The organism is Burkholderia sp. KBS0801, from assembly GCF_005937855.2.
Classification (GTDB): Bacteria; Pseudomonadota; Gammaproteobacteria; order Burkholderiales; family Burkholderiaceae; genus Burkholderia; species Burkholderia ambifaria.
In genome coordinates, this window is record NZ_CP042177.1 from 754,151 (window position 1) to 778,650 (window position 24,500).

The 24,500-nt window shown below is 67.2% G+C and carries 26 protein-coding genes, 1 tRNA gene and 1 pseudogene; 8 read left to right on the plus strand and 20 right to left on the minus strand.

Annotation, left to right across the window (positions count from 1 at the left end):
* Window positions 1–1,947: a chorismate-binding protein gene (locus FFI87_RS03630; RefSeq protein ID WP_138848206.1), complete on the plus strand. Its 1,947-nt coding sequence runs from the start codon at window positions 1–3 to the stop codon at window positions 1,945–1,947.
* Between the two features lie 115 nt (window positions 1,948–2,062).
* Here FFI87_RS03630 and FFI87_RS03635 read toward each other — a convergent pair whose 3' ends face one another.
* The 8 genes from FFI87_RS03635 to hda all read right to left on the minus strand — a co-directional run bounded on the left by FFI87_RS03635 (window position 2,063) and on the right by hda (window position 8,142).
* Complete coding sequence (locus tag FFI87_RS03635) at window positions 2,063–2,515, minus strand: STY0301 family protein (protein ID WP_138848205.1); 453 nt, start codon at window positions 2,513–2,515, stop codon at window positions 2,063–2,065.
* A 2-nt stretch (window positions 2,516–2,517) separates the two neighbouring features.
* On the minus strand, window positions 2,518–2,898 hold the full coding sequence (locus tag FFI87_RS03640; protein WP_138848204.1) for a BPSL0067 family protein: 381 nt from the start codon (window positions 2,896–2,898) through the stop codon (window positions 2,518–2,520).
* 157 nt (window positions 2,899–3,055) lie between these two features.
* Window positions 3,056–3,871, minus strand: a complete 816-nt coding sequence (panB, locus tag FFI87_RS03645; RefSeq protein ID WP_012363156.1) for a 3-methyl-2-oxobutanoate hydroxymethyltransferase — start codon at window positions 3,869–3,871, stop codon at window positions 3,056–3,058.
* Window positions 3,872–3,913: 42 nt separating this feature from the next.
* Complete coding sequence (locus FFI87_RS03650) at window positions 3,914–4,600, minus strand: deoxynucleoside kinase (protein ID WP_012363157.1); 687 nt, start codon at window positions 4,598–4,600, stop codon at window positions 3,914–3,916.
* On the minus strand, window positions 4,597–5,139 hold the full coding sequence (gene folK, locus FFI87_RS03655; RefSeq protein WP_138848203.1) for a 2-amino-4-hydroxy-6-hydroxymethyldihydropteridine diphosphokinase: 543 nt from the start codon (window positions 5,137–5,139) through the stop codon (window positions 4,597–4,599). The genes FFI87_RS03650 and folK overlap by 4 nt, the downstream gene beginning before the upstream one ends.
* A gap of 35 nt (window positions 5,140–5,174) precedes the next feature.
* Window positions 5,175–6,713, minus strand: coding sequence for a polynucleotide adenylyltransferase PcnB (pcnB, locus tag FFI87_RS03660; protein ID WP_138848202.1), 1,539 nt, complete (start codon window positions 6,711–6,713; stop codon window positions 5,175–5,177).
* A gap of 5 nt (window positions 6,714–6,718) precedes the next feature.
* The gene (locus FFI87_RS03665) at window positions 6,719–7,396 is read right to left on the minus strand and encodes an HAD family hydrolase (protein WP_006750664.1); all 678 of its coding nucleotides are present in this window, start codon (window positions 7,394–7,396) and stop codon (window positions 6,719–6,721) included.
* An 11-nt stretch (window positions 7,397–7,407) separates the two neighbouring features.
* A complete protein-coding gene (gene hda / locus FFI87_RS03670) occupies window positions 7,408–8,142 on the minus strand; it encodes a DnaA regulatory inactivator Hda (RefSeq protein WP_006760485.1) in 735 nt (244 codons plus the stop codon).
* Between the two features lie 247 nt (window positions 8,143–8,389).
* Here hda and purM point away from each other — a divergent pair, with 247 nt between their 5' ends.
* Complete coding sequence (purM, locus tag FFI87_RS03675) at window positions 8,390–9,445, plus strand: phosphoribosylformylglycinamidine cyclo-ligase (protein ID WP_006750666.1); 1,056 nt, start codon at window positions 8,390–8,392, stop codon at window positions 9,443–9,445.
* 107 nt (window positions 9,446–9,552) lie between these two features.
* On the plus strand, window positions 9,553–9,948 hold the full coding sequence (locus FFI87_RS03680) for a YybH family protein (RefSeq protein WP_012363161.1): 396 nt from the start codon (window positions 9,553–9,555) through the stop codon (window positions 9,946–9,948).
* A 39-nt stretch (window positions 9,949–9,987) separates the two neighbouring features.
* On the opposite strand, the gene tet is transcribed toward FFI87_RS03680, so the two are convergent.
* Window positions 9,988–11,181, minus strand: a complete 1,194-nt coding sequence (gene tet / locus FFI87_RS03685; RefSeq protein ID WP_138848201.1) for a Tet(A)/Tet(B)/Tet(C) family tetracycline efflux MFS transporter — start codon at window positions 11,179–11,181, stop codon at window positions 9,988–9,990.
* A gap of 62 nt (window positions 11,182–11,243) precedes the next feature.
* Here tet and tetR point away from each other — a divergent pair, with 62 nt between their 5' ends.
* Entirely contained in the window at window positions 11,244–11,879 is a 636-nt protein-coding gene (gene tetR, locus FFI87_RS03690; RefSeq protein WP_012363163.1) for a tetracycline resistance transcriptional repressor TetR, read from the plus strand.
* A gap of 18 nt (window positions 11,880–11,897) precedes the next feature.
* Here tetR and miaA read toward each other — a convergent pair whose 3' ends face one another.
* The gene (gene miaA / locus FFI87_RS03695; protein ID WP_138848200.1) at window positions 11,898–12,872 is read right to left on the minus strand and encodes a tRNA (adenosine(37)-N6)-dimethylallyltransferase MiaA; all 975 of its coding nucleotides are present in this window, start codon (window positions 12,870–12,872) and stop codon (window positions 11,898–11,900) included.
* A complete protein-coding gene (gene mutL, locus FFI87_RS03700) occupies window positions 12,869–14,854 on the minus strand; it encodes a DNA mismatch repair endonuclease MutL (RefSeq protein WP_138848199.1) in 1,986 nt (661 codons plus the stop codon). The genes miaA and mutL overlap by 4 nt, the downstream gene beginning before the upstream one ends.
* Before the next feature lie 173 nt (window positions 14,855–15,027).
* On the opposite strand from mutL, the gene FFI87_RS03705 reads away from it, so the two are divergent.
* Window positions 15,028–15,711: a DedA family protein gene (locus FFI87_RS03705; RefSeq protein WP_041489764.1), complete on the plus strand. Its 684-nt coding sequence runs from the start codon at window positions 15,028–15,030 to the stop codon at window positions 15,709–15,711.
* A 68-nt stretch (window positions 15,712–15,779) separates the two neighbouring features.
* Here the strand turns inward: FFI87_RS03705 and FFI87_RS03710 are convergent, their stop codons facing one another.
* Window positions 15,780–16,592 carry a mechanosensitive ion channel family protein gene (locus tag FFI87_RS03710; protein ID WP_012363167.1) on the minus strand — a complete coding sequence of 271 codons (813 nt, stop codon included), beginning with the start codon at window positions 16,590–16,592 and terminating at the stop codon, window positions 15,780–15,782.
* A gap of 146 nt (window positions 16,593–16,738) precedes the next feature.
* On the opposite strand from FFI87_RS03710, the pseudogene FFI87_RS03715 reads away from it, so the two are divergent.
* Window positions 16,739–16,876: pseudogene (locus tag FFI87_RS03715) on the plus strand (N-acetyltransferase); the annotation flags it as partial.
* Window positions 16,877–16,930: 54 nt separating this feature from the next.
* Here FFI87_RS03715 and FFI87_RS03720 read toward each other — a convergent pair.
* Both FFI87_RS03720 and FFI87_RS03725 read right to left on the minus strand, forming a co-directional pair.
* On the minus strand, window positions 16,931–17,764 hold the full coding sequence (locus FFI87_RS03720; protein WP_138848198.1) for a class II glutamine amidotransferase: 834 nt from the start codon (window positions 17,762–17,764) through the stop codon (window positions 16,931–16,933).
* A gap of 168 nt (window positions 17,765–17,932) precedes the next feature.
* Window positions 17,933–18,262 carry a carboxymuconolactone decarboxylase family protein gene (locus tag FFI87_RS03725; protein WP_006484989.1) on the minus strand — a complete coding sequence of 110 codons (330 nt, stop codon included), beginning with the start codon at window positions 18,260–18,262 and terminating at the stop codon, window positions 17,933–17,935.
* Window positions 18,263–18,392: 130 nt separating this feature from the next.
* On the opposite strand from FFI87_RS03725, the gene FFI87_RS03730 reads away from it, so the two are divergent.
* Both FFI87_RS03730 and yiaA read left to right on the plus strand, forming a co-directional pair.
* A complete protein-coding gene (locus tag FFI87_RS03730) occupies window positions 18,393–19,343 on the plus strand; it encodes a cupin domain-containing protein (protein WP_138848197.1) in 951 nt (316 codons plus the stop codon).
* A gap of 111 nt (window positions 19,344–19,454) precedes the next feature.
* Window positions 19,455–19,898, plus strand: coding sequence for an inner membrane protein YiaA (gene yiaA / locus FFI87_RS03735; RefSeq protein ID WP_138848196.1), 444 nt, complete (start codon window positions 19,455–19,457; stop codon window positions 19,896–19,898).
* A 202-nt stretch (window positions 19,899–20,100) separates the two neighbouring features.
* Here the strand turns inward: yiaA and FFI87_RS03740 are convergent.
* From FFI87_RS03740 to tolR, 6 genes are all read right to left on the minus strand, one after another.
* Window positions 20,101–20,177, minus strand: a tRNA-Lys gene (locus FFI87_RS03740).
* Window positions 20,178–20,286: 109 nt separating this feature from the next.
* Complete coding sequence (gene ybgF / locus FFI87_RS03745; protein ID WP_138848195.1) at window positions 20,287–21,036, minus strand: tol-pal system protein YbgF; 750 nt, start codon at window positions 21,034–21,036, stop codon at window positions 20,287–20,289.
* A 19-nt stretch (window positions 21,037–21,055) separates the two neighbouring features.
* Window positions 21,056–21,565 carry a peptidoglycan-associated lipoprotein Pal gene (pal, locus tag FFI87_RS03750; RefSeq protein ID WP_006753270.1) on the minus strand — a complete coding sequence of 170 codons (510 nt, stop codon included), beginning with the start codon at window positions 21,563–21,565 and terminating at the stop codon, window positions 21,056–21,058.
* Window positions 21,566–21,582: 17 nt separating this feature from the next.
* Window positions 21,583–22,878: a Tol-Pal system beta propeller repeat protein TolB gene (tolB, locus tag FFI87_RS03755; protein ID WP_006753269.1), complete on the minus strand. Its 1,296-nt coding sequence runs from the start codon at window positions 22,876–22,878 to the stop codon at window positions 21,583–21,585.
* Between the two features lie 108 nt (window positions 22,879–22,986).
* Window positions 22,987–24,054 carry a cell envelope integrity protein TolA gene (tolA, locus tag FFI87_RS03760; protein WP_138848194.1) on the minus strand — a complete coding sequence of 356 codons (1,068 nt, stop codon included), beginning with the start codon at window positions 24,052–24,054 and terminating at the stop codon, window positions 22,987–22,989.
* Window positions 24,051–24,500 carry a protein TolR gene (gene tolR / locus FFI87_RS03765; RefSeq protein WP_006753267.1) on the minus strand — a complete coding sequence of 150 codons (450 nt, stop codon included), beginning with the start codon at window positions 24,498–24,500 and terminating at the stop codon, window positions 24,051–24,053. The genes tolA and tolR overlap by 4 nt, the downstream gene beginning before the upstream one ends.

Here is a 24,500-nt window from a genome sequence, read left to right on the forward strand (position 1 = left end):
ATGACTGAAGGCAACGAGAGCGCGTCATTCGCGCTCTTGGACGATTGCGACTCGACCGCGGTTGCGCGGTCGAGTCGTTTGTATTCCGGTTTCGTGCGCGAACGCGTATGCACGGATCCGGCGCGGCTCGACGAAGTCGATGCGGCGGTGGCGCAGGACCTGCGCGACGGGCTGCATGCGGTCGTCGTCGGCGATTACGAATTCGGACGCAATCTGGAAAGAGCGCAGCCGGGCCATGCCCCGCTGCGCTTTTTGCTGTATGCGCGCTGCGAGCGCCTATCGCGCGACGAAGTCGACGCGTGGCTCGCGCAGCAGGATGGCGGCGGCGCGCCGTCGATCGCCGGCGTCGCGCACGTCGCGAAGAGCGTGTCGCGCGACGCGTTCGACGCGGCGATCGCCGCCGTGCACGAGGCGCTGCGCGCGGGCGACTCGTACCAGATCAACTACACGTACCGGCTGAATTTCGACATGTTCGGCACGCCCACCGCGCTGTACCGGCGGCTGCGCGCGCGTCAGCCCGTGCGTTACGGCGCGCTGATCGCGCTGCCTTGCGGCGCGTGGGTCGTGTCGTGCTCGCCGGAGCTGTTCGTCGAGAAGCACGGCGACGTGCTGCGCGCGCGGCCGATGAAGGGCACCGCGCCGCGCTCGGCCGATCCGCGTGACGATGCGGCGGCAGCCGCGTTCCTCGCGAACGATCCGAAGAACCGCGCGGAAAACGTGATGATCGTCGACCTGCTGCGCAACGACGTGTCGCGGATCGCGCGTACGGGCACGGTCAAGGTGCCGGCGCTGTTCTCGGTCGAGCCGTATGCGTCGGTGTGGCAGATGACGTCGACGGTCGAGGCCGGCTGGCGCGACGGGACGACGTTCGCGCAGATGCTGCGCGCGCTGTTTCCATGCGGATCGATCACCGGTGCACCGAAGCACAAGACGATGGAACTGATCGACGCGATCGAGTCGACGCCGCGCGGGCTCTATACGGGCGCGATCGGCTGGCTCGACGCGCCGAAGGACGAGGCCGCGCAGGCAGGCGCTGTAGCACGCGACGGCGCGGCCGGCTGCGGCGATTTCTGCCTGTCGGTCGCGATCCGGACGCTCACGCTCGAAGCGGTCGCCATCGATGCTGTCGCAACGGTCGGCGCGGGTGAGGCGGCGGCTCGCCGGGCCGGCCGGCGGCGCGGCACGATGGGGGTCGGCGCGGGCATCGTGCTCGACAGCGTTGCCGCCGACGAATATGCGGAGTGTGAATTGAAAGCACGATTCCTGACCGACGCCGATCCGGGCTTCCAGTTGTTCGAAACCACCGCGGCCACCCGTGCGGACGGCGTCCGGTATCTCGAGCGCCATCTCGCGCGGCTGAAGCGCAGTGCGGATGCGTTCGGATTCCGCTTCGATACTGATGCGTTGCGTCGCGAGGTCGATGCGCGCTGCGCGGCGCTCGACGGCGATGGCCCGTACCGGATGAAGCTCGCACTTGCGAAGGACGGCGCGGTCGAGATTACGGCCGCGCCGCTGAAGCCGCTGCCCGCGGGGCCGGTCGGCGTGATGCTCGCGTCCGAGCACGGCTTCGCGCCGACCCGCACGGACGACGCGCTGCTGCTGCACAAGACCACGCGCCGCGCGGAATACGACCGTGCATGGCAGGCGGCGGAAGCGCTCGGCGGCTTCGACATGCTGTTCATCAACGAGCGCGGCGAGGTGACGGAAGGCGGGCGCTCGAACCTGTTCGTGAAGCTCGACGGGCAGTGGGTGACGCCGCCGTTGTCGTGCGGCGTGCTGCCCGGCGTGATGCGCGGTTTGCTGCTCGAGGATCCCGCCCTGGGCGCACAAGAGCGTGCGTTGACGCTCGATGAAGTACTGAATGCGGAGGATCTGATGATCTGCAATGCGTTGCGCGGGCCGATGGCAGCGCGGCTGGTCCGCGAATCCGGCAGGTCGGAATCGTAGTTGCCGCTACGCCGCGCTTACGGACTGCGTTTGACCAGCGATCTCCAGCGTTTCATGACCGGGAAGGCATCGGCGCTATGGTGCCAACCGACGGGTTGCCTCCACGTGCGTCGAATCAGCGCGCGGGTGGTTTGCACTCCCAGTCGATCATCTTCGGCGGCGTCCGCTTCGCGTCGTAGCGGACCGTGCAGGTTCGCGCGGCGGTGCCCAGCGGACGGGCAACGATAGCGGCCGTGTCGAAATACTCGCAACTCACCCAGTAATCGGTTTCGGCTGCGGCGAGTGGCCACGTGTCGATGAGCGTATCGCGCCGTTTGACGCCGCTCGATGGCGCGAGCATGCCGAGTTGGTCGGGCGGCCCGGACCAAAACGACACACCGATCAGCGGATGTGCCTTCTGCGAATCGTAGGGTCGCCAGCCGTCGGGCGCGGGACGGTCGACCGTCTGTGAAACCGGCAGGCGGGGCGGACACTGGATGGGCGCCGAAGTGGCGTACACCGACGAGATGCAAATAGTTGTCAGCAACGCGGCGAGCGCCGCATTGGTTGGAAAATAGGCGAGCGCCATCGTCACCTCACCACCGAGAACGCATCGGCGTTGTTGCTCGGATCGATATAGCGACCGTTTCTGTCCTTGCCCCGGAACGGGATGTGCCGTTTCTTGACCTTGCGCAGACTGCGCCATTGTTCGACGACGTAGATGCCTTTCGAATCCTGACCCAGATAGAACGCTGCATGGTTGCCGTACGATCTGTTCGGATAACGCTCGTTCTCGAAAGTTGCGATGACCGTGCCCGGACGAATGGTCGAATCGCCCTTTATGGTCTTTTCCGGTCGCCAGCCCGAGGTCGCGCCCACTTTGGTATGGGTCTTCACGAGCGCAACGCACTCACCATCGCCTTGTAGTGGTTCGCCGTCCAATTCAGCTGCGCGTGCGTATATGTGGGACATTTCGCCTCCATGGAATGATGGAAGGCAATGGTCTTCGCAACGAAGGCATACGGATATAGGACGTGTTTGAAAATGCAGTGCTGCCAAATCGAACGACGGGTGTCGTCGAGCAGGTGGCGGCCTTTGCCTTCGCATCGAGCCGCCACCTCGTCCGAAATCAGAACGAATGCTCCGGGCCCGGAAACGACCGATCCTTCACCGCGCGCACATAGGCTTCGACGGCCGCCTGGATGGTCGGCTGGCCCTGCATGAAGTCCTTCACGAAGCGCGGACGCTTGCCGGGGAAAATGCCGAGCATGTCGTGCAGCACGAGCACCTGGCCCGAGCAGTCGGTGCCTGCGCCGATGCCGATCGTCGGAATCTTGAGCATGTGCGTGACTTCGGATGCGACGAGCGTCGGCACCGCTTCGAGCACGACGAGTTGCGCACCGGCATCCTCGACCGCGCGCGCGTCGCGCAGCAGTTGCGCGGCGCCGGCCTCGGTCTTGCCCTGTACCTTGAAGCCGCCGAACGCATGCACCGACTGCGGCGTGAGGCCGACGTGCGCACACACGGGCACCGCACGCTCGACGAGGAAGCGGATCGTTTCGGCGAGCCACTCGCCGCCTTCGAGCTTGATCATCTGCGCGCCGGCGCGCATCAGCTTCACGGCGCTCGCGAATGCCTCGGCCGGCGTGCCGTAGGTGCCGAACGGCAGGTCGGCCATGATCAGCGCGCGCGGCTGCACGCGCGCGACACAGGCGGTGTGGTACGCGATGTCGTCGAGCGACACGGGCAGCGTGGTCGTGTGGCCCTGCAGTACGTTGCCGAGCGAATCGCCGATCAGCAGCACGTCGACGCCCGAGCGGTCGAGCAGCGCGGCAAAGCTCGCGTCGTAGCAGGTGAGCATCGCGATCTTCTCGCCGGCATCGCGCATTGCCTGCAGCTTCGGCACCGTGACGGCAGGCCGGCTCGATTCCTGGAGATAGGTCATGGGAAATCCGGTTCGATGGTGAAAACGACGGGCGAGGACGCGTCAGCGCGTCGTCTCGCCCTTGACGAAGAATTCCTTGCGGCCGCGCATCGTCTCGATGCGCTCGATCAGCAGCGCGAGGTCTTCGGGGGAATCCTGCGGGTTCAGATGTTCGGCTGCGACCGTCAGTACCGGCGTGCGGTCGTAGTGATAGAAGAATTCGTTGTACGCGTCGACGAGCGAGCGCAGGTACGCGTCGCTGATCTGCAGTTCCATCGGCAGCCCGCGCTTCTGGATGCGCGAGAACAGCACCTCGGGGCTCGCCTGCAGGTAGACGACGAGATCGGGCGCGGGCGCCTGCGGCACATCGAGGTGCGTCGCGATCGACCGATACAGCTGCCATTCGTCTTCCGGCAGGTTCAGCCGCGCGAAGATGTCGTTCTTCTGTGGCATGTAGTCGGCGACGACGGGCCGGCCCGTATCGAGCGCGCCGATCAGTTCGCGCGCCTGCTGCGCGCGCTCCAGCGCGAACGACAGCTGCGCGGGCAGCGCGTAGCGCGCGGTGTCGCGATAGAAGCGTTCGAGGAACGGATTGTCCTGCGGGCGTTCGAGCAGCGCCTGCATCGACCAGCGCTCGCCGAGCAGACGCGCGAGCGTCGTCTTGCCGACGCCGATCGGGCCTTCGATCACGAGATAGCGATGGGGGGCGCGCAGGTCGGGTGCGGTGACGGTCAGCGGAGTGGTGTTCATGGGCAGCGGTTCTTGTCGGCGTCTGCGCCGGCGGCCAGGGCCTTCTGCATCAGGCATTGACAGGTCTGCACCTTCTCGACGCGCTGGTCGGCGACGGCGGCGAGGAACGTATCGGCGCGGCCGCGCGCCGGGATGTCGAGCGCCGGCTCGATCTCGACGAGCGGCACAAGCGCGAAGGCGCGGTCGGTGAGGCGCGGATGCGGGACGATCAGGTCGGGTTCGTCGATCGAGTCGGTGCCGAACAGCAGGATGTCGAGGTCGAGCGTGCGCGGCGCGTTGCGATACGGGCGCTCGCGCCCGAAGTGATGTTCGATCTTCTGGCAGAGCGCGAGCAGCTCCCGGGCCGACAGCGTCGTGTCGAGCTTGACGACGCAGTTGTAGTAATCGTCGCCGCCCGCCTCGAATGGCGCCGTGCGATACAGGCTCGACTTGCCCAGGATCGAGATGGTGCGCTGCTGCGCAAGGCACACCACCGCGTCCTTCAGGGTCTGGCGTGCATCGCCGAGATTCGCCCCCAGTCCGATATATGCAACCGTCATGGCATCACTTCCTACGTCGTTCGCCGGCGAGCGCGTCAGTCGTCGGAACCGCCCGCGGTGTCCGGCGCCTGCTCGGCTGCGCCTTCGTCCGGCTTGCGGTTTCGCACACCACCGCGGCGGCGCCGCTTGCGGGGCGATTTTTCCTTCGAGCCACCCTGCGTGAGAAGCGCCTCACGAGCGGCTGCGTCGCCTTCGATGAAATCCGTCCACCACTGGCCGACAGCTGCTTCCAGCTCGCCGGATTCGCAGCGTAACAGGAGGAAATCATACCCCGCTCTAAACCTTTGGTGTTCCAGCAGCCGCATCGCGCTGCGGCCCGAGCGTTTTTCGAGGCGCAACTGCAGCCCCCAGATTTCGCGCATGTCGGCCGAGTAGCGCTTGTGGATCGCGAGCTTCTCGGTCTGCATGTCGATCACGTCGTCCATCGCGCGATGGAGCGCCGGCACCGGGATTTCGCCTTCGGCCGTGTACTGTTCGAAGCGCTGGCGCATGTCGTGCCACAGCAGTGTCGCGAACAGGAAGCCCGGCGACACCGGCTTGCCGGCGCGCACGCGCGCGTCGGTGTTGTTCAGCGCGAGCGTGATGAACTTCTCGCCCTGCGGCTGTTCGAGCACGACGTCGAGGAGCGGCAGCAGCCCGTGGTGCAGGCCTTCCTTGCGCAGCCGTTGCAGGCACGCGAGCGCCTGGCCCGACAGCAGCAGCTTCAGCATTTCGTCGAACAGGCGAGCGGCCGGCACGTTGTTGATCAGGTCGGCCAACGCGTTGATCGGTTCGCGCGTGTGCGTCTCGATCTCGAAGCCGAGCTTTGCCGCGAAGCGCACGACGCGCAGCATCCGCACCGGATCCTCGCGATAGCGCGTGGCCGGATCGCCGATCATCCGCAGCAGGCGGGCGCGGATGTCGGCCATCCCGTCGTGGTAGTCGAGCACCGTCTGCGTCGACGGGTCGTAGTACATCGCGTTGATCGTGAAGTCGCGGCGCGCGGCGTCTTCGTGCTGCTCGCCCCAGACGTTGTCGCGCAGTACGCGGCCGCTTGCATCCACCGCATGCGTGCGGCGATCGAGTTCGTCGCGCTTCAGCCGCTTCGGCGGCTCGGCCGCGGCGGCTTCGGGCGGCGCGTCGACCATGGCGCGGAACGTCGACACCTCGATCAGCTCCTGGCCGAACTGCACGTGGACGATCTGGAAGCGGCGGCCGATCAGGCGGGCACGGCGGAACAGGCGCTGCACCTCGGTCGGCGTCGCGTCGGTCGCGACGTCGAAGTCCTTCGGCGCGATGCCGAGCAGCAGGTCGCGCACCGCGCCGCCGACGATGAACGCGCGAAAGCCCGCCTGCTGCAGCGTGTCGGTCACGCGCACCGCGTTCCGCGAGATCAGCGATGGATCGATCTGGTGCACGCTGGCCGGCACGACGGTCGGTTCGTGATTGCTGCGCGGTTTTTTGGCAGCACCGCCGCCGCGGCTAGCCTTCGGGGGGCGCGGAGCGGGGGCCGTTTCGACGGCGGGCGCCTCGACGGGCGACGTTTGTTCGGCGTCGTCCTGGCCGAGCAGCTTGCGAATGAATTTTTTGATCACGACGTTCAGAAGAGATCCAGGATGCGCCAGCCGCGGTTGCTTGCATGCGCACGCAGCGTGTCGTCGGGGTTGGTCGCGATCGGGTCGGTGACTTTCTCGAGCAACGGGATGTCGTTGTGCGAGTCGCTGTAGAAGTAGCTGTGTTCGAAGTCGTCCCAGTGCTTGCCGAGCGACGCGAGCCATGCTTCGGTGCGCACGATCTTGCCTTCGCGGTAGCTCGGCGTGCCGGTCGGCCGGCCCGTGTACGGCGAGTCGGGGTGCCCGTCGGTCGTTTCGACCTCGCACGCGATCAGCGTGTCGACGCCGAACGCGGTCGCGATCGGACGCGTGATGAATTCGTTGGTCGCCGTCACGACGCAGCACAGATCGCCGGCATCGAGGTGCTTGCGCACGAGTTCGAGCGCGGCGGGCGTCATAGCGGGGCGGATCACCTCGTGCATGTACTGCTCGTGCCATTCGGCGAGCTGCGCGCGCGAGTACTTCGCGAGCGGCGTGAGCATCGCGCACAGATACGCATGGATGTCGAGCTTGCCGGCCTTGTAGTCGGCGAAGAACTGATCGTTCTGACGCGAGAAGCTTTCCGCGTCGACGATGCCGAGCTTCACCATGAAGCGACCCCATTCGTGGTCGCTGTCGGTCGGGATCAGCGTGTGATCGAGGTCAAAGAGTGCCAGATTAGTCATGGATGCGCATTTTACTCGAAGCGGTTGGGGCCTGTGCCGGGCGGCGCGATGTCGTCGCCGGGGCGCGCCAGCATCCGGCGCAGCAAAGGCAGCGTGACGGCGCGTTTCTGCTCGAGCGAGAAGCGGTCGAGCGCGTCGAGCAGCGCCATCAGGCTCGGCATGTCGCGGCGGAAATGGGTGAGCAGGTACGCGGCGATGTCGTCGGTGAGCGCGATCCCGCGCTCCTTGGCCGCGAGCTTCAGCACGGCGATCTTGCCGGCATCGGACGGCGGCGACAGGTGGAACACGAGCCCCCAGCCGAGGCGCGTGCGCAGATCCTCGCGCACGTCGAGCGCGAGCGGCGCCGCGGGGCCCGCCGCGACGAACGCGCTCGACGGGTGCGCGCGGACCTCGTTGAACAGGTTGAACAGCGCGACCTGCTGCGTGTCGCTCATCCGGTCGCAGTCGTCGATCGCGTAGATGCCGATGCGCGGGTCGAACGTGAACGCGCCGAGCGGGCTCTGAGGTGTGAGGTAGCGCGCGTAGCCGTACGACGCGTCACTCACGAGCGCCTGCAGCAAGTGGGTGCGGCCGCTGCCGGGCTCGCCCCAGATGTAGAACGACCGGTCCGGCACGGGCCCCGCCGCGAGCGCGAGGTCGAGCTTCTGAAGCCGCGAGATGAGCTCGTCGTTCTCCTCATTCATGATGAAGTTGTCGAACGTGGCGGGCGGCGGCGTGCCGAGATCGAGCGTCAGTTGACGGGACACAACAGTCACAATGCGGGTCGGTTGATGAAACGCGCGCCGTACGCCGGGCACGCGCGAGGGGCTGCTCCGGTGCCTGCACACGCGGCCGCACGCACGGCGGCGCGCGGGTTTCGGCGCGGCTCGCGGAGCGATGAAAACGGGGACGTGTCGACCAAGATGCAATCCCTGACGATTCGGTGCTGGGAATTCCGGCCAACGGGCCGGCTTCGGGTAAAATCGCATTTTACCGACCTTCTCGCATTCCCCCATGAATCCTCCGAAATCCGCTCCCGACGCTCAGGGTCTGTCCTACCGCGACGCAGGCGTCGACATCGACGCGGGCGACGCGCTCATCGACAAGATCAAGCCTTTTGCGAAGAAAACCCTGCGCGACGGCGTGCTCGGCGGCATCGGCGGGTTCGGCGCGCTGTTCGAAGTGCCGAAGAAGTACAAGGAGCCCGTGCTCGTGTCGGGCACCGACGGCGTGGGCACCAAGCTCAAGCTGGCGTTTCATCTGAACAAACACGACACCGTCGGCCAGGATCTCGTCGCGATGAGCGTGAACGACATCCTCGTGCAGGGCGCCGAGCCGCTGTTCTTCCTCGACTACTTCGCGTGCGGCAAGCTCGACGTCGACACGGCCGCCACGGTCGTCAAGGGCATCGCGCACGGCTGCGAACTGTCGGGCTGCGCGCTGATCGGCGGCGAGACAGCCGAAATGCCGGGCATGTACCCGGACGGCGAATACGACCTGGCCGGTTTCGCGGTCGGCGCGGTCGAGAAGAGCAAGATCATCGACGGCAGCACGATCGCCGAAGGCGACGTGGTGCTCGGCCTCGCATCGAGCGGCATCCACTCGAACGGCTTCTCGCTCGTGCGCAAGATCATCGAGCGCGCGAACCCCGACCTGTCGGCCGATTTCCACGGCCGCTCGCTGGCCGACACGCTGATGGCGCCGACGCGCATCTACGTGAAGCCGCTGCTCGCGCTGATGCAGAAGCTGCCGGTGAAGGGCATGGCCCACATCACCGGTGGCGGCCTCGTCGAGAACATTCCGCGCGTGCTGCGCGAAGGCCTTACCGCCGAGCTCGACCAGAACGCATGGCCGCTGCCGCCGCTGTTCAAGTGGCTGCAGGAGCACGGCGGCGTCGCCGACGCGGAAATGCACCGCGTGTTCAACTGCGGGATCGGCATGGCGGTGATCGTGTCGGCGGCGGACGCCGACGCGGCGATTGCCGACCTGACGGCCGCCGGCGAACAGGTGTGGAAGATCGGCACCGTGCGTGCGAGCCGCGAAGGCGAGGCGCAGACGGTCGTGGTCTGACGCACCGCACGCAGGATGCAGCAACGAAAGCCGCCCGGAGTCGATCCGGGCGGCTTTTTTTCTGGCGCGGGCAGGCATGTCGACGCGCCCCCGAAGGAGGAACGACGATGACCGAAGACGAACGCGCGATTCGCGAGCTGGTGGAAACCTGGTTCGTGTCGAGCCGGCGCGGCGATCTGGCGACCGTGCTCGACCTGATCGCCGACGATGCGATTTTCATGGTGGCCGGCAAGCCGCCGTTCGACAAGGCGGCGTTCGCGGCCGCCTCGCGCGACGCGAATGCGGCGGCCGGCAACGGGCCGAAGGTCGATGGCCGCTACCGGATCGACGAACTGCGCGTGATGGGCGACTGGGCGTACCTGCGCAATTTCATCGAAATCGACGTGACGCCGCCGGGCGGCGACACCGTGCGCCGCTCCGGCCATACGCTGACGATCTTTCGCAAGTCGGGCGGCCGCTGGCAGCTCACGCGCGACGCGAATCTCGTAACGCCCGCGCAGTGAGCGAGGCGGCGGGAGCGCTTCCGGGCGGCCGGCCGCCGTTCATGCGGCCGGCCGCGCTGCGCTCGTCGGGCGCGCGCCCGCCAGCAACGGCGGCACCAGCAGATAGAGCAGCGCGGCCGCGGCCCATACGAGCCCCGGCCACGTGCCGCGGGTGGCCGCGTAGGTCGTCGTGACGACGAGCGGCCCTGCGACGCCGATCAGGCTCGCCACGCTCGCGAGCGTGCCCTGCAGTTCGCCCTGGCGGGCATCGTCGACCTGACGCGCGAGCATCGCCTGCAACGCCGGCAGCGTCATGCCACCCGCCGCGAACAGCGGCAGCAACGCGAACGGCACCCATGCGGCCGTCGCGAACGCGATCACCACCAGCCCGAGCGCGTCGCCCGCGAGGCCCAGCGCGAGTGCGCGGCGCTCGCCGAGCCGTGCGATCAGCGGCCCGATCGCGAAGGCCTGCGCGAGCGCGTGGCACGCGCCGTAGCCGGCGAGCGACAGCCCGGCGACCGGCGTGGACCAGCCGAAATGTTCCTGGCCGTACAGAATCCACAGCGTCGCGGGCGCCTGCGACACCAGCGCGACGATCACGTAGATGCCGATCAGCGGCACGAGCGCGGGCGCGCCGCTCAGCCGGCGCAGGCCGGCGAACGGGTTGAGCGTGGCGAGCCCGCGACTTTCCCGGGCTGCGCGCGGACGCGATTCCGGCAGCGCGCGCCACACGAGCGCGAGGTTCAGCGCATTGAGCAGCGCGGCTGCGACGAACGGCGCGCGCAGGTGCAGCGCGCCGAACAGCCCGCCGATCAGCGGGCCAGCTATGAAGCCGACGCCCATCATCGCGCCGAGCTGGCCGAAGCGCCGTGCGCGGTCGGGTTCGGTCGTGACGTCGGTCACGTACGCGGTCGCGACCGCGACGTTCGCGCCGGTGATGCCGGCGATCAGCCGCCCGACGTAAAGCCAGGCCAGCGTCGGCGCGAGTGCCATCAGCAAATAGTCGAGCGCGGCGCCGGCAAGCGCCGCGAGCAGGACGGGCCGCCGGCCGAAGCGGTCGCTCAGTGTGCCGAGCAGCGGGGCGCACAGGAATTGGGCGAACGCGTACAGCGCGAGCAGGATCCCGTAGTGGGTGTCGGTGCTGCCGGCGCCGGCGAGCGTGCGCAGCAGGCCGGGCAGGATCGGCATCACGATCCCGACGCCGATCGCGTCGAGCAATACCGTGGCGAGGATGGCAATCAGGGACGGATTCAAGGCAAGCACTCTATCGATGATAGAGTGAGGATTATTCCACAGTTTCCCTATCGGTGATAGAGATGAAGGACACGGGTGCGCGGCTCACGCGCGACACGGTGATGCGCGCGGCGCTCGATCTGCTGAACGAGGTCGGTATCGACGGGCTGTCGACGCGGCGGCTCGCGGAGCGGCTCGGCGTGCAGTCGCCCACGCTGTACTGGCACTTCCGCAACAAGGCCGAACTGCTCGACGCGATGGCCGAGGCGATCATGCTCGAGCGCCACGGCGCATCGCTGCCGCGGCCGGGCGACGCATGGGATGCATGGCTTCTCGAGAATGCGCGCAGTTTCCGTCGCGCGCTGCTCGCCTATCGCGACGGCGCGCGCCTGCATGCCGGTACGCGGCCTCGCACGCTGCATTTCGGTTCGATCGAACGAAAGGTGGCGCTGCTGGCCGAGGCGGGTTTCGCGCCGGACGAAGCGGTCGACGTGATGTATGCGCTCGGCCGCTTCGTGGTCGGTTGGGTGCTGGAAGAGCAGGCGGAAGCGGAACGCGAAACCGACACGACGCTGCCTGACACGGCCGAGCATCCGCTCCTCGCGCAGGGCTGGGCTGCGCTGCGCGAACGTGGCGGCGACGAAGCGTTCGAGCGTGGCGTTGCGTTGATCGTCGATGGCGCGCGCGCGCGTCTGGCGGCGCGCCGGCGCGGCGGTTGACCCGCGCCCGCGCCGGGCTCAGGCCGGCAGGTGGTCGTCCAGCACGCGTTCGAGCGTGTCGAGCGCGCGCGCGGTCGCATCCGGCGCGACACAGTCGACGACGATCCGCTCGGGCATCGCGCGCAGCCACGTGATCTGCCGCTTGCACAGCTGGCGGGTCGCGAAGATGCCCTTGTCGCGCATGGTCCGGTAGTCGGTGTCGCCGTCGAGGAATTCCCAGGCCTGCCGGTAGCCGACGCAGCGCATCGACGGCAGGCCGAGATGCAGATCTTCGCGGCGGCGCAGCCGTTCGACCTCGTCGATGAAGCCCGCGTCGAGCATCGCGTCGAAGCGTTGCGCGATGCGCGCGTGCAGCACCGCGCGGTCCGACGGTTCGAGCGCGACCGGCACGAAGCGGTACGCGGCGGCCTCGTCGTCCGCGCGGCGCGGCGCGGCAAGCAGCACCGACATCGGCTGACCGCTCAGCAGGAACACTTCGAGCGCGCGCTGGATCCGCTGCGAATCGTTCGGCGCGAGCCGCGCGGCCGTCGCCGGGTCGACCTGCGCGAGCCGCGCATGCAGCGCGGGCCAGCCGTCGCGCGCGGCGTCGGCGTCGAGCTCCGCGCGCACGGCCGGATCGGCGGTCGGCAGGTCGTTGAGGCCCTGCGTCAGCGCCTTGTAGTACAGCATCGTGCCGCCCGCGAGCAGCGGCGTGCGGCCGCGCGCGGCGATCTCGCCGATCAGGCGCAGCGCGTCGGCACGGAATTCGGCCGCCGAATACGCATCGGCCGGGTCGATGATGTCGATCAGATGGTGCGGCACGCGCGCGCGTTCGTCGCGCGTCGGCTTCGCGGTGCCGATATCCATGTCGCGATAGACGAGCGCCGAATCGACGCTGACGATCTCGATCGGGCGGCGCGCGGCGAGCGCCAGCGCGGCGGCGGTCTTGCCCGATGCGGTGGGGCCGAGCAGGCAGGCGATCGTCGTCGGACGGGACTGCGGTGAAGCGCTCATTGGCCGCGCATGAAGAGGCGGTCGAGATCGTTCAGCGTGAGCTGATACCACGTCGGCCGGCCGTGATTGCACTGGTCCGCGCGTTCGGTCGCTTCCATCTGGCGCAGCAGCGCGTTCATCTCGTCGAGCGTCAGGCGCCGGTTCGCGCGCACCGCGTGGTGGCATGCAAGCGTGCCGAGCAGCTCGTGCTGGCGCTCGGTGAGCACGCGCGAGCCGCCGAACGCGTGCAGGTCGGCGAGCACCGCGCGCGCGAGCGACTGCAGGTCCGCATCCTTCAGCAGCGCGGGCACCGCGCGGATCGCGAGCGTCGTCGGCGACAGCACCGCGAGGTCGAAGCCGAGCGATTCGAGCGTGTCGCGCTCTTCCTCGACCGTGCCGATCTCGACCGGCGTCGCCGTCATCGAGATCGGCAGCAGCAGCGACTGCACGGCGATCGTGCGGTCGGCGAGCGCGTTCTTGAACTGTTCGTACAGGATCCGTTCGTGCGCCGCATGCATGTCGACGATCACGAGGCCGTGCGCGTTCTGCGCGAGCACGTAGATGCCGTGGATCTGGCCGAGCGCGAAGCCGAGCGGCTGCTCGTCGTGCGCGGTGACCGCGAGCGGCGACGCGACGAAGCCCGGCAGCGTGGTCGTCGCGCTGGCCGAATCGTGCGCGATGACGGTCGTGCCGTCCGGCGTGCCGGCGCCCGTGTCCTTGCGGCCGAACAGCGCGTCGTAGAGCGCAAGTGGCTGCGCGACCGGCAGCGTGCCCTGCGTCATGCGCGCCTGGCGCATCCACGTGTTGCCGGCCGACGATGAGGATGACGACGGCGACGAGAAGCCGCTGCCGCCCGTGCCGGTGGCCGCGCCCAGGCCGAGCGGCATATTCAGGAACGACGCGGGGCCGCCCGGCGCCGGCGACAGTTGCGCGGCGTGGCCGCCCGCGGTGGTTTCCGGCGACGCGCCCGCATGGCGGGCGAGTGCGCGCTGGACCGCGTGGAACACGTACTGGTGGATCGAGCGCGAATCGCGGAACCGCACTTCGATCTTCGACGGGTGCACGTTCACGTCGACGGCTTCGGGCGGCAGGTCGAGGAACAGCACGTACGACGGGTAGCGGTCGCCGTGGAGGACGTCCTCGTACGCCGCGCGCACCGCGTGCGTGAGCAGCTTGTCGCGCACGAAGCGGCCGTTGACGAAGAAGTATTGCTGGTCGGCGCGGCCGCGGCTCGCGGTCGGCAGGCCCGCGCAGCCGTAGACGGCCAGCGGCCCGGCCTGCTCGTCGAGCGGCAGGTGCGCGGTGGCGAAGCCGTCGCCGAGGATCTTCGCGACGCGCTGCGCGGGTTCGGTCGCGTTCCAGTGCTCGACGGCCTTGCCGTTGTGCAGAACCGAGATCGCGACGTCCGGCCGCGCGAGCGCCGCGCGGCGGATCATTTCGAGGCAGTGGCCGAACTCCGTCTGCTCGCTTTTCAGGAACTTGCGACGCGCGGGCGTGTTGAAGTACAGCTCGCGCACCTCGATCGTCGTGCCGACCGCACCGGCGGCCGGCGACAGCGCGCCGGTGGTCGCGTCGATCTTCGTCGCATGGGCGACGTCGGCCGTGCGGCTCGTGATCGACATCTCGGCGACCGACGCGATCGACGCGAGCGCTTCGCCGCGAAAACCCAGCGTCGCGACCGCCTCGAGCTCCTCGAGCGAGCGGATCTTGCTGGTCGCGTGGCGCATCAGCGCGAGCGGCAGTTCGTCGGGCGGAATGCCGCAGCCGTCGTCGGTGATCGAGATGCGCTTGACGCCGCCTTCCTCGAGCACGATGCGCAGCGTGCTCGCGCCGGCGTCCATCGCGTTCTCGAGCAGTTCCTTGACGACCGACGCCGGGCGTTCGACGACCTCGCCGGCGGCGATCTGGCTGATCAACTGGTCGGGCAGGGGCTGGATCGCGCGCAGCGGGCGCGCGGCGGGGGCGGGCGCGGCGCCCGCGGCCGTTTCGGTGATTTCGGACATGGCGGAATTATAGCGAGGCGGCGGATGCCTGCCGGCGCCGCCGGTGGTTACGTTTTTTCACGGAGCCTTAAGGTAGTTTCGGTATGATGGCTCCGTTCCGCGCGCCGCCTTGTCTGGCGGGCGCTTCCGCTTTTTCCGGCCGCCACGGCCTTTTCGCCTTCGAGGAATCGCATTTGGATACGCTGCTTCATTTCGTCAACCTGGTCCTGCATATCGACGCGTTCCTCGGCGACTTCATCCGGCAGTACGGCGCATGGGTGTATCTGGTGTTGTTCCTGATCGTGTTCTGCGAGACGGGGCTCGTCGTGCTGCCGTTCCTGCCCGGCGATTCGCTGCTGTTCATCGGCGGTGCGTTCGGGGCGACGGGCGACATGAACGTCGTCGCGCTGATCGTGCTGCTGCTGGTCGCGGCGATTGGCGGCAATACCTTGAACTACGTGATCGGCCGCTGGGTCGGGCCGAAGGTGTTCAATACCCATATCCCGGTGCTCGAGCGCTTCCTCGACCGTGCGGCGCTGGAGAAGACCCACTCGTTCTACGACAAGCACGGCGGCAAGACGATCGTGCTCGCGCGCTTCATCCCGGTCGTGCGCACGTTCGCGCCGTTCGTCGCCGGGGCGTCGTCGATGAGCTTCGCACGCTTCCAGCTGTTCAACGTGATCGGCGCGCTGGTCTGGGTGCTGCTGCTGGTGCTGCTCGGTTACTTCTTCGGCAATATCCCGTTCATCCGCCAGTATCTGAACGTGATCGTGCTGGTGGGGATCGGCGCGGCGATCGTGCCGATCGCGTTTGGCGCGCTGTGGAAGCTGGTGCGCGGGCGGCATTCGGGCGATGTGCGGAAGACGGGCGGGCGCTGAACCGGCACGTTTCGCTTCGGCGCAGTAACAAGCGTGGCGGTTGCCACGCCTTTTTTCGTCCGTGCGGTTCAGGTGGTGCGATGCGAGAGCGGCGTTTCGGGCGTCGGGTATTGCGCGTCGCGGAACGTCTCGAGGATCACGCGGTTGGTATCGCAGTACACCTGCCAGTAATTCTCCGGCTGCGTCGACGGGCGCACGAACAGCAGCGGGCCTTCCGGCGTGAACTGCAGCACGCCGACGTCCGGCGCCGGCACCTTCAGCACGTTCGGGATCACCTGGATCTGCGTCTTCAGACGGTTGATCGCGTCGACGGCATCGACGCCGTTGGCGATCTTCGCGGTGAGGTCGACGCGGCGATGCGGCGTCGCGCTGTAGTTCGCGATGTTGTCCGAGAAGATCTTGTTGTTGCCGACGATCGTCACGATGTTGTCGGCGGTGATGATCGTCGTGCCGAACAGGCCGAGTTCCTTCACCGTGCCCGTGACGCCGCCCGCGCTGATCACGTCGCCGATCTTGAACGGACGCAGCACCTGCATGAACACGCCGGCGGCGAAGTGGGCGAGCAGGCCGCCCCAGGCGGTGCCGATGGCGAGACCGAGGCCGGCGAGGAGTGCGGCGAACGACGTGGTCTGAACGCCGAAGATCTGCAGGATCGCGAGGATCAGCAGGATCGTCAGCAGCACGCCGACCACCGAGGTCAGGTAGTCGGTGAGCGTCGGGTCGACCTTGCCGCTGCGGCGCACGACCTTGCCGAGCAGGCGGGTGCCGAGGCGGATCGCCCAGCGGCCGATGAACCACAAGACGATCGCGGCGAGGAGGTTCAGGCCGAGGTCGAGGCCGCGGGTCATCAGGAATTGCTGGGCGGTTTCCAGGTTCGGCATGGGGGCTCCAGGGTGAGAGGTGACGGGATACTCGTCGCGGAAAAGGTCGGACTGTTTATAGCCGAGCTGGTTTGCTCTGGCAACTTCGCCGAACATCCGGACCTGCAGCGCTTCGTCGACGTGTTCGACGACTTTACGTTGTGTGCGCCCTGGCGCGCTTCTTCGGCGTGCGCCGCACGATCGGCCAGTTGCTGCGCGGACTGGTGCTCGAGACGGAGATTCCGGCGCCGAAGCGTTCGCAGATCCTCGTCGCGCATTGCGCGACCGACGAGCGCCAGCGCGGCACCGTGCGCATGCGGCTCACGCGCCGCGACTGATTGCGCGAGCGCGTTCGCGGCCTACGTGTGCCGCGGATTGAACGGCCGCTGCTGCACATCGGCGCCCTGCGCGACGATCGCCGTGCTTTCGGACACTTCCTCCCATGCCCCGCGCAGGTCGACGAGCGGCTCCGACACGACCATGAACGCGTCGTCGCCCGCTTCTGCGATGCGCGGATTGTGCGGATAGAGTTCGTGCAGGTGCTTGAACGACGTCGTGTGGAACAGCGAGCGCGATTGCCGTTCGCTCGAGTAGCGCGCCGCGATGATCCGGTCGCCGTCCGTCGCGCAGATCGTCATATTGAGCGGCTCGTCGACGCGATACCGCGCGGCGGTTTCCTCGATCATGCCGACCATCCGCTCGAGCGCGGGCAGCGGCGTCTGTTCGAGGCCGTAGGTCAGCGCGAGTCGAAACATCAGCTCGGAGTCGGTCGAGCCTTCGAGCGTCGGGAACAGCGCCGGGTCGACCTTCATCGTCAGGTCGCGGCGCAGCTTGTGGAAACCGCGGATCAGCCCGTTGTGCGCGAACAGCCAGCGGCCGTGGCGAAACGGATGACAGTTGGTTTCCTGGACGGGTGTATCGGTCGCCGCGCGGATGTGCGCGACGAACATCCGCGAGCGAATCGCACGCGCGGCTTCGCGCAGGTTGCGATCATTCCAGGCGGGATGCACGGAGCGGTAGCGAAACGGCAGTTCGTCGGGGTCGCCGTACCAGCCGATACCGAAGCCGTCACCGTTGGTGGTCGTGGCGCCCAGCTCCGAATGCAGGCTCTGATCGATCAGCGAATGCTTCGCGCGAAACAGTACGGTCTCGAGATGGATCGGATTGCCCGTATAGGCGAGCCAGCGGCACATGGAGCGCTCCTTCGCGATGCGTCTTCGCGCATGGTAGCCGACTTCGTGGCGCCGTTATGCGGGACTGCGACACACCTGCCTGCCGGCCGCGCCGGTCGATCGGCCGATCAGCCGATCAGCCGCCAGGAAGGATGCGGCGCGCGCCGCACCCTTCATGCGCGCTGCGCGTCAGTCGCCGAGCGCGTCCATCACTCGGGCCGAGTAGACGAGCGCCGCGCCCGCGTTCAGCGCGATCGCGACGCCGAGCGCTTCGGCCACTTCCTCCTTGGTCGCGCCATGCTTCGCGGCTTCGGCCGTGTGCACCGCGATACAGCCGTCGCAGCGCGTCGTGACGGCCACCGCGAGCGCGATCAGTTCGCGCGTCTTCGCGTCGAGATGCCCCGTCTTGGCGCCCGCGCCGGACAGCGCCTTGTAGCCGGCCAGCGTGTCGGGCGACAGCTTGGCGATGTCGCCGATGCGCGTCGAGAGTTCCTTCCGGTATTCGTTCCAGTTCAGCATGATGCGTCCTTTCGAGAAGTTGTGGGTCGGTCGGCGGATGCCGCGATCTCAGGCGATGCAGGGCTTATTCTGATCGCTCGCGCTGAGGGTTTCGATACGCTAGAGTGTCAATTTTTAGCGCAAACGTCTCATGGACGCGTTGAGCCAACTGTTGTCGCTGGGCCGCAGCCATGTCGAGCTCGACGTGCGCTGCCTGCTCGACGGCCCGTTCGCGATGCCGCACGACCCGTTGCCGCCCGGCGAGGCGGCGTTTCACCTGCTGCTGTCCGGAACGTGCCGGTTGCGCACGACCGACGGGCGCACGTTGCGGCTCGTCGACGGCGATTTCGTGCTGCTGCCCGCGGGCGACGCGCACGATTTGTCGGATGGAGGCGCGGGCGGGGCCAGGTCGGTCGCGTTGCTGCGCGAACCGCGCGCGGCAGGCGGCGCGGTGCTGCCAGTCAAGTCGAACCGCGATCCCGCGGATGAGGGCGAGGCGGGCGTCGACCTGCTTTGCGGACGCTTCGTCTATGCACGCGGTGCCGGTGAATTGCTGATGCGCACGCTGCCGCGCGTGCTGCACGTCGGGCTGCGAGAGGCGTCTTCGGGGCTTGCGTCGCTGCAACTGCTGACGAGCGTGCTGCGCGCGGAGGCATCGAATGCGCAGCCGGGTGCGCGTGCGATCGTGAACGCGCTCGGACAGGCGCTGCTCGCCTATGCGTTGCGCGCGTACGGTCGCGATGCGCGCGTGCCGGCCGGCTGGCTCGCGCTGGCTGCCGATATGCGGCTCGGCCCGTCGGTCCAGGCCGTGCTGCAGGCGCCGGCGAAACCGTGGACGGTCGAATCGCTCGGCGCGGCATCGGCGATGTCGCGCGCGACCTATGCGCGGCATTTCCGCGAGAAGGCCGGGATGAGCGTCGGCGCGTTCGTCGCGCAGATCCGGATGATGCATGCGTGTGCGCTGCTGCAGGACACGCAGCGCGGGCAGGCGGAGATCGGGCAGGCGATCGGCTATCAGTCGGAGGCGGCGTTCGGCAAGGCGTTTCGCGCGGTGCTCGGCACGACGCCGGGGCGCTGGCGGCGCGCGCAGCGTGGTACGTGAGGCAATAAGCGTGATCGTCGTGCGGCGCCGCAAAGCTGCTACCATGCGCGAAACGCATTCCAACGAAAGCGATTCCAAACAAGAAACAACAAGAAAGAGAGGGCAAAAGCAATGAACCAGACCACCATCCAGCAGCCGTCGTTCGCATTCGTCGCGGCGTCGTGGGCCGCGTTGATCGCCGGCTTCGCGGCATTTCTGATCGGCCTGTGGAACGCCGGCATGCAGCTCAACGAGAAGGGCTACTACTTCACCGTGCTCGTGTTCGGCCTCTATGCGGCGATCTCGTTGCAGAAGAGCGTGCGCGACCGGGCGGAAGGGATTCCCGTCACCGGCATCTACTACGGGCTGAGCTGGGTTGCGCTGTTGCTCGCGATCGCGCTGCTGGTCGTCGGCCTCTTCAACGCGACGCTGCAATTGAGTGAGAAGGGCTTCTACGCGATGTCGTTCGTGCTCGCGCTGTTCGGCGCGGTGGCCGTGCAGAAGAATACGCGCGACATGCAGAATGCGAAGCCGCGTTTCGCCGATGCAGATTCCGCGCCGTCCGTGCAGGAATAACGACACACGCAGTGGGTGCCTGACTCGGCGCCCGTATCGCGCCGCCCCGCATGCACCTGCGCACTGCAGGCCTCCCGTCCGATCGAGAGCGACTTCGTCGAAATCGGCGGGAGCATCATCGAGATGCCGAGCACGATACTGCGGGAAGCAGACGCAAAAAAGCCTCCGCGAGGGAGGCTTTCATTGCACTATCGAAGATAGTTGGTAGGGTGGGAGGGACTCGAACCCTCGACTCTCTGATTAAAAGTCAGATACTCTAACCAACTGAGTTACCACCCCACGTTCTTGAAACTTGTCAGCCCGTTGCGCTAACAACTCGCCCAACGACCTAAAGAGCAAAAAATTATAGCGGCGAATTTCAGGTCAGTCAACAACCTGGCACGCTAATTTATTTGATGCTCTCGATCTTGCCCTGCGCGGTCTGCGCAGCGTTCGATCCGGCGTACTGCGACACGACCTGCTCGAACGTCTTCTTCGCGGCCACCTTCTGGCCTTGCTCGAGCTGGTTCGTACCGATTGCGACGAGCGCGTCGGCCGCGCGCGGATGCTGCGGATACTTGCTCACGACCGTTTGCCACGTCGCGGTCGAGCCGCGATAGTCGCGCAACGCGTATTGCGCATTGCCGAGCCAGTACTGCGCGGTCGGCTGGTAGGGGCTTTGCGGATACTTCGCGATGAAGCTGCGAAACGATGCCGCGGCAGCCTTGAAGTTGCCGTTGCGGAACTGCTGCTGCGCCGCATTGAGCGCATCCGTTTCACCCGGCTGCACGGTGCCTTCGACACCATCGATCGTCGCCTGCTGCGGCTCGAACTTCTTGAGTCGCGTGTCGAGATCCTGGTAGTACTCCTTCTGCTGCCGTTCGAGCGTCGTCAGCCGGTTCGTCAGATCCTCGTTCTCGCCGCGCAGCGTCGCGACCTGCTGGTTCAGCTGGTCGAGACGGCCGGATTGATCGAGGATCGTACGCTGGGCGGCGGACAACTGGCTCGCCAGGTTGTCGGTTTTGCTGCGCAGATCGAGCACGGCGCGGCGCGCTTCGTTGTCGTCGAACACGCCGGCGTGCGCCGGCGCGGCCGACCACGCCGCGCCGACGACGCAGAATGCTGCGGCAACGCGCAGCCAGGTTACACAGTGCGTCATACGGCAACTCTTCCGTTACTTACTGCTGGTAGACGAGGTCGGCGCGACGGTTCTGCGCCCACGATGCTTCGTCGTGGCCCGATGCTTGCGGCTTTTCCTTGCCGAGGCTCACGGCTTCCATCTGCGAGTCGTTCACGCCGAGCAGTGCCATCGCGCGGCGGACAGCTTCCGCACGCTTCTGGCCCAGCGCGAGGTTGTACTCGCTCGTGCCGCGTTCGTCGGTGTTGCCCTGGATCAGCACGTGACGCTGCGGGTGGCTCTTCAGGTACTGAGCGTGCTGCTGCATCAGCGGCTGATACTCGTCCTTCACCGAATAGCTGTCGAAGTCGAAGTAGATGCTGCGCTTCGCGAGCGGGCTGTTCGGATCGTTCAGCGGATCGACGTTCACTTGCGCGACGTTGTCGGCGCTCGGCTGCGTGCTCACCGCACCAGCGTTGGCCTTGTCGTCGAGCTTCACGCCCGACTTACACGCTGCGAGCGCGCTGATCATCATCACGGCCAGGGCCAGACGAGCTTTATTCGACATCATGGTTACTCTCCTTGTGGTCATTGCATGAAGGGCCCCCACGACGGCTCGCGAACGGAGCCGCCCTGGACGGACAGGATCTGAGGCGGCGCGCTGCCGTCGGAGGGCACAGCTGCCAGCACGTTGCGACCACCCGATTGGGTCGCGTAGAGAAGGTACTGGCCGTTTGCCGCGAAGCTCGGCGATTCGTCACGATTGGTATTCGTGATCGCGTTCGCCGCGCCGGTTTGCAGATCCTGAACGTACAGCTTGAAGCCCCCACCCGTGCGGGAGATGTAAGCGAGCAGCTTGCCGTCCGGGCTGATGCGCGGGCTCGTATTGTAGCTGCCGGTGAAGGTCACGCGTTGCGCCGCGCCGGCGCTTTCACCCTGCGCGGGCATCCGGTAGATCTGCGGCGCACCGCCGCGATCGCTCGTGAAGTAGATCCAGCGGCCGTCCGGCGAGTAGTACGGCTCGGTGTCGATCGAGCTGCTCTGCGTGAGACGACGCAGGCCGCCGCCGTTCGCATTGACCGTATAGATTTGCGTATTGCCCGTCAGCGACAACGCGACGGCGAGCGTGTTGCTGTCCGGCGACCACGCCGGCGCGCTGTTGTTGCCCTTCTGGTCGGAGACCATGTAGCGGCGGCCGGTCGGCAGGTCGTGGATGTAGACGATCGGCTTCTTGCGCTCGAACGACACGTAAGCGACCTTCGTGCCGCTCGGCGACCACGCCGGCGAGATGATCGGCTCGGTGCTCGACAGCGCGATGCGCGCGTTCTGGCCGTCCGAATCCGAGATCTGCAGCTGGTAGCGGTTGCCCGTCTTGATCACGTACGACAGGCGCGTGGCGAACACGCCGCGCACGCCGAGCAGTTTCTGGTAGATGTAGTCGGCGATCTTGTGGCCGGCCGTGCGCAGCGTCGTGTCGGTGGCCGTCAGCGACAGGCCGCCGAGGCTTTGCTGCTTCACGGTGTCGTACAGGATGAAGTTCACCTTGTACTGGCCGTTCGCCTCGCGGTTCACGCTGCCGGCGACGAACGCGTTCGCGCCCTTGGCCTTCCATGCGCCGAGATCCACCGAGGCGGTCTCGGGCACGGGCGTGCTGCCCGCATCGATGTTGGTGAATTTGCCGCTGCGCGCGAGGTCCGCGCGGACGATCGACGTGACCTGCTGCGGCAGGCCCGCCTCGTTCGCGAAGTTCGCGGTGGCGATGGGGAACTGGGTCGAACCGACGCCGGTGATCAACACGTTGACCTGCGCGTTAGCGGCGCCGCCGGCCGCAATCAGACACGAGGCCACGAGTGCCCTGAAACCTAGTTTCGTCATCAATCTCATGCTTCTGCTTCCCATGTGACTTGGATCGCTGCGCAACCGCAGAGACAGTAAAAATACCCGATTCGTTCCCGTCCGGCAGCGACGCACGGAGTGTAAGCGCATTTGCGCTCACTCCGCCGCCTTGAAGGTAATCGTAATGCTGGACGGGGTATGGCCGTCAGTATCGGGGGGTAACGGAACCGACGCCTGGATCGCGTTGACGACCGCCTGATCCCACCCCGAATTGCCGCTCGGCCGCGAGACCGACACGCTCAGCAGGTCGCCCGAAGGCGTACAGCGGATCTTGACGATCGTCGTGAGCCCCGCACGCTCGCCGCCCCAGACGATGTTCGGCTTCACGCGGCGGCGCACCTTGTCGGCATAGCCGGGCGACGCGGCATTGCCGCCGGAACCCGTGCCGGTGCCGCTTTTCGCAAGCCCTTGGCCGCCGCCTTCGCCGGCACCCGCCAGGCCCTGCATCTGCGCGAGTCGCGCATTCCGTTCCCGGTCGAGCTTCGCCTTCGCCGCCGCATCGGCCTTTGCGCGCGCAGCTGCTTCGGCCTTCGCCTTCGCCTGGGATTCCGCCTTCGCCTTCGCGGCCGCGTCGGCCTTGGCCTTCGCCGCCTCCTGGGCTTCCAGCTGCGCCTGCTTCTGTTGCTGCTGTTTCTGCTGCTGGGCCTTCTGCTGTTCGAGCTTCTGCTGCTCCACGAGCTGTTGTTGCTTGAGCTTGTCCGCCTGCTTCTGCTTTTCGCGCTCGGCGGCCTTCTGCGCGGCGAGCGCGGCGGCCTGCTGGGCTGCGAGCTGCTCGCGTCGGGCTTCCTCCTGCTGGGCCTTCAACTGCTGCGCGCGGCGCTGCTGCTCGAGCAGCGCTTCGCGCGCGGCCGCTTCCTGCTGTCGTTTCTTTTGCTGCAGCGCGATGTCCGCCTGCTCGTCCCGGACCGGGGGAGGGGGCGGTGCGAGCTTCGCGGGCGGCGTGGGCGTGACGACGGGCCGCGGCGCGGGGACGTCGGGCACCTCGGTCCACAGCTCGGCCTCGGCGCCGGCCGGCGTGCTGTTCTGCCACTGCACGCCGTGATAGAGGAACAGTGCGAGCAGCACGTGCATCAGCGCGGCGAGCGCGAACGCGCGCCAGGTGCCTCGCTCGCGAGGCGGCCGATGCGGGTACGCGTTGCTGCGCGGGGATTGCTGCCGGTTCATTGCGATTTGACGAGGAGGCCGACGCGCTTGACGCCGCGCGCCTTCAGATCCGACATCACGGTCATGACCGCATCGTACTGTACGGTCTTGTCGGCCGCGATCACGACCGGCTGGTCGGGATGATCGGCCTGCCGGGCCGACATGAAGCTGTCGAGCTCGGCCTTGGTCATCGTGTCTTCCTGTGTCGCGCCGGAGTCGCCCTTGTACTTGACGCTCATCGTGCGGTCGGCCTTGATGTTGACGACGACGGGCGGCGTCTGTTCCTGTGGCGCCGCATTGCCGACGGTCGGCAGATTGATGATCGATGGGGCCACGAGCGGCGCCGTGACCATGAAGATCACGAGCAGCACCAGCATCACGTCGATGTACGGTACGACGTTGATGTCGGCCATCGCGCGGCGCGAACGGCCGCCGCGCATGCTGGATCGAATGGGACTTCCTGCCAT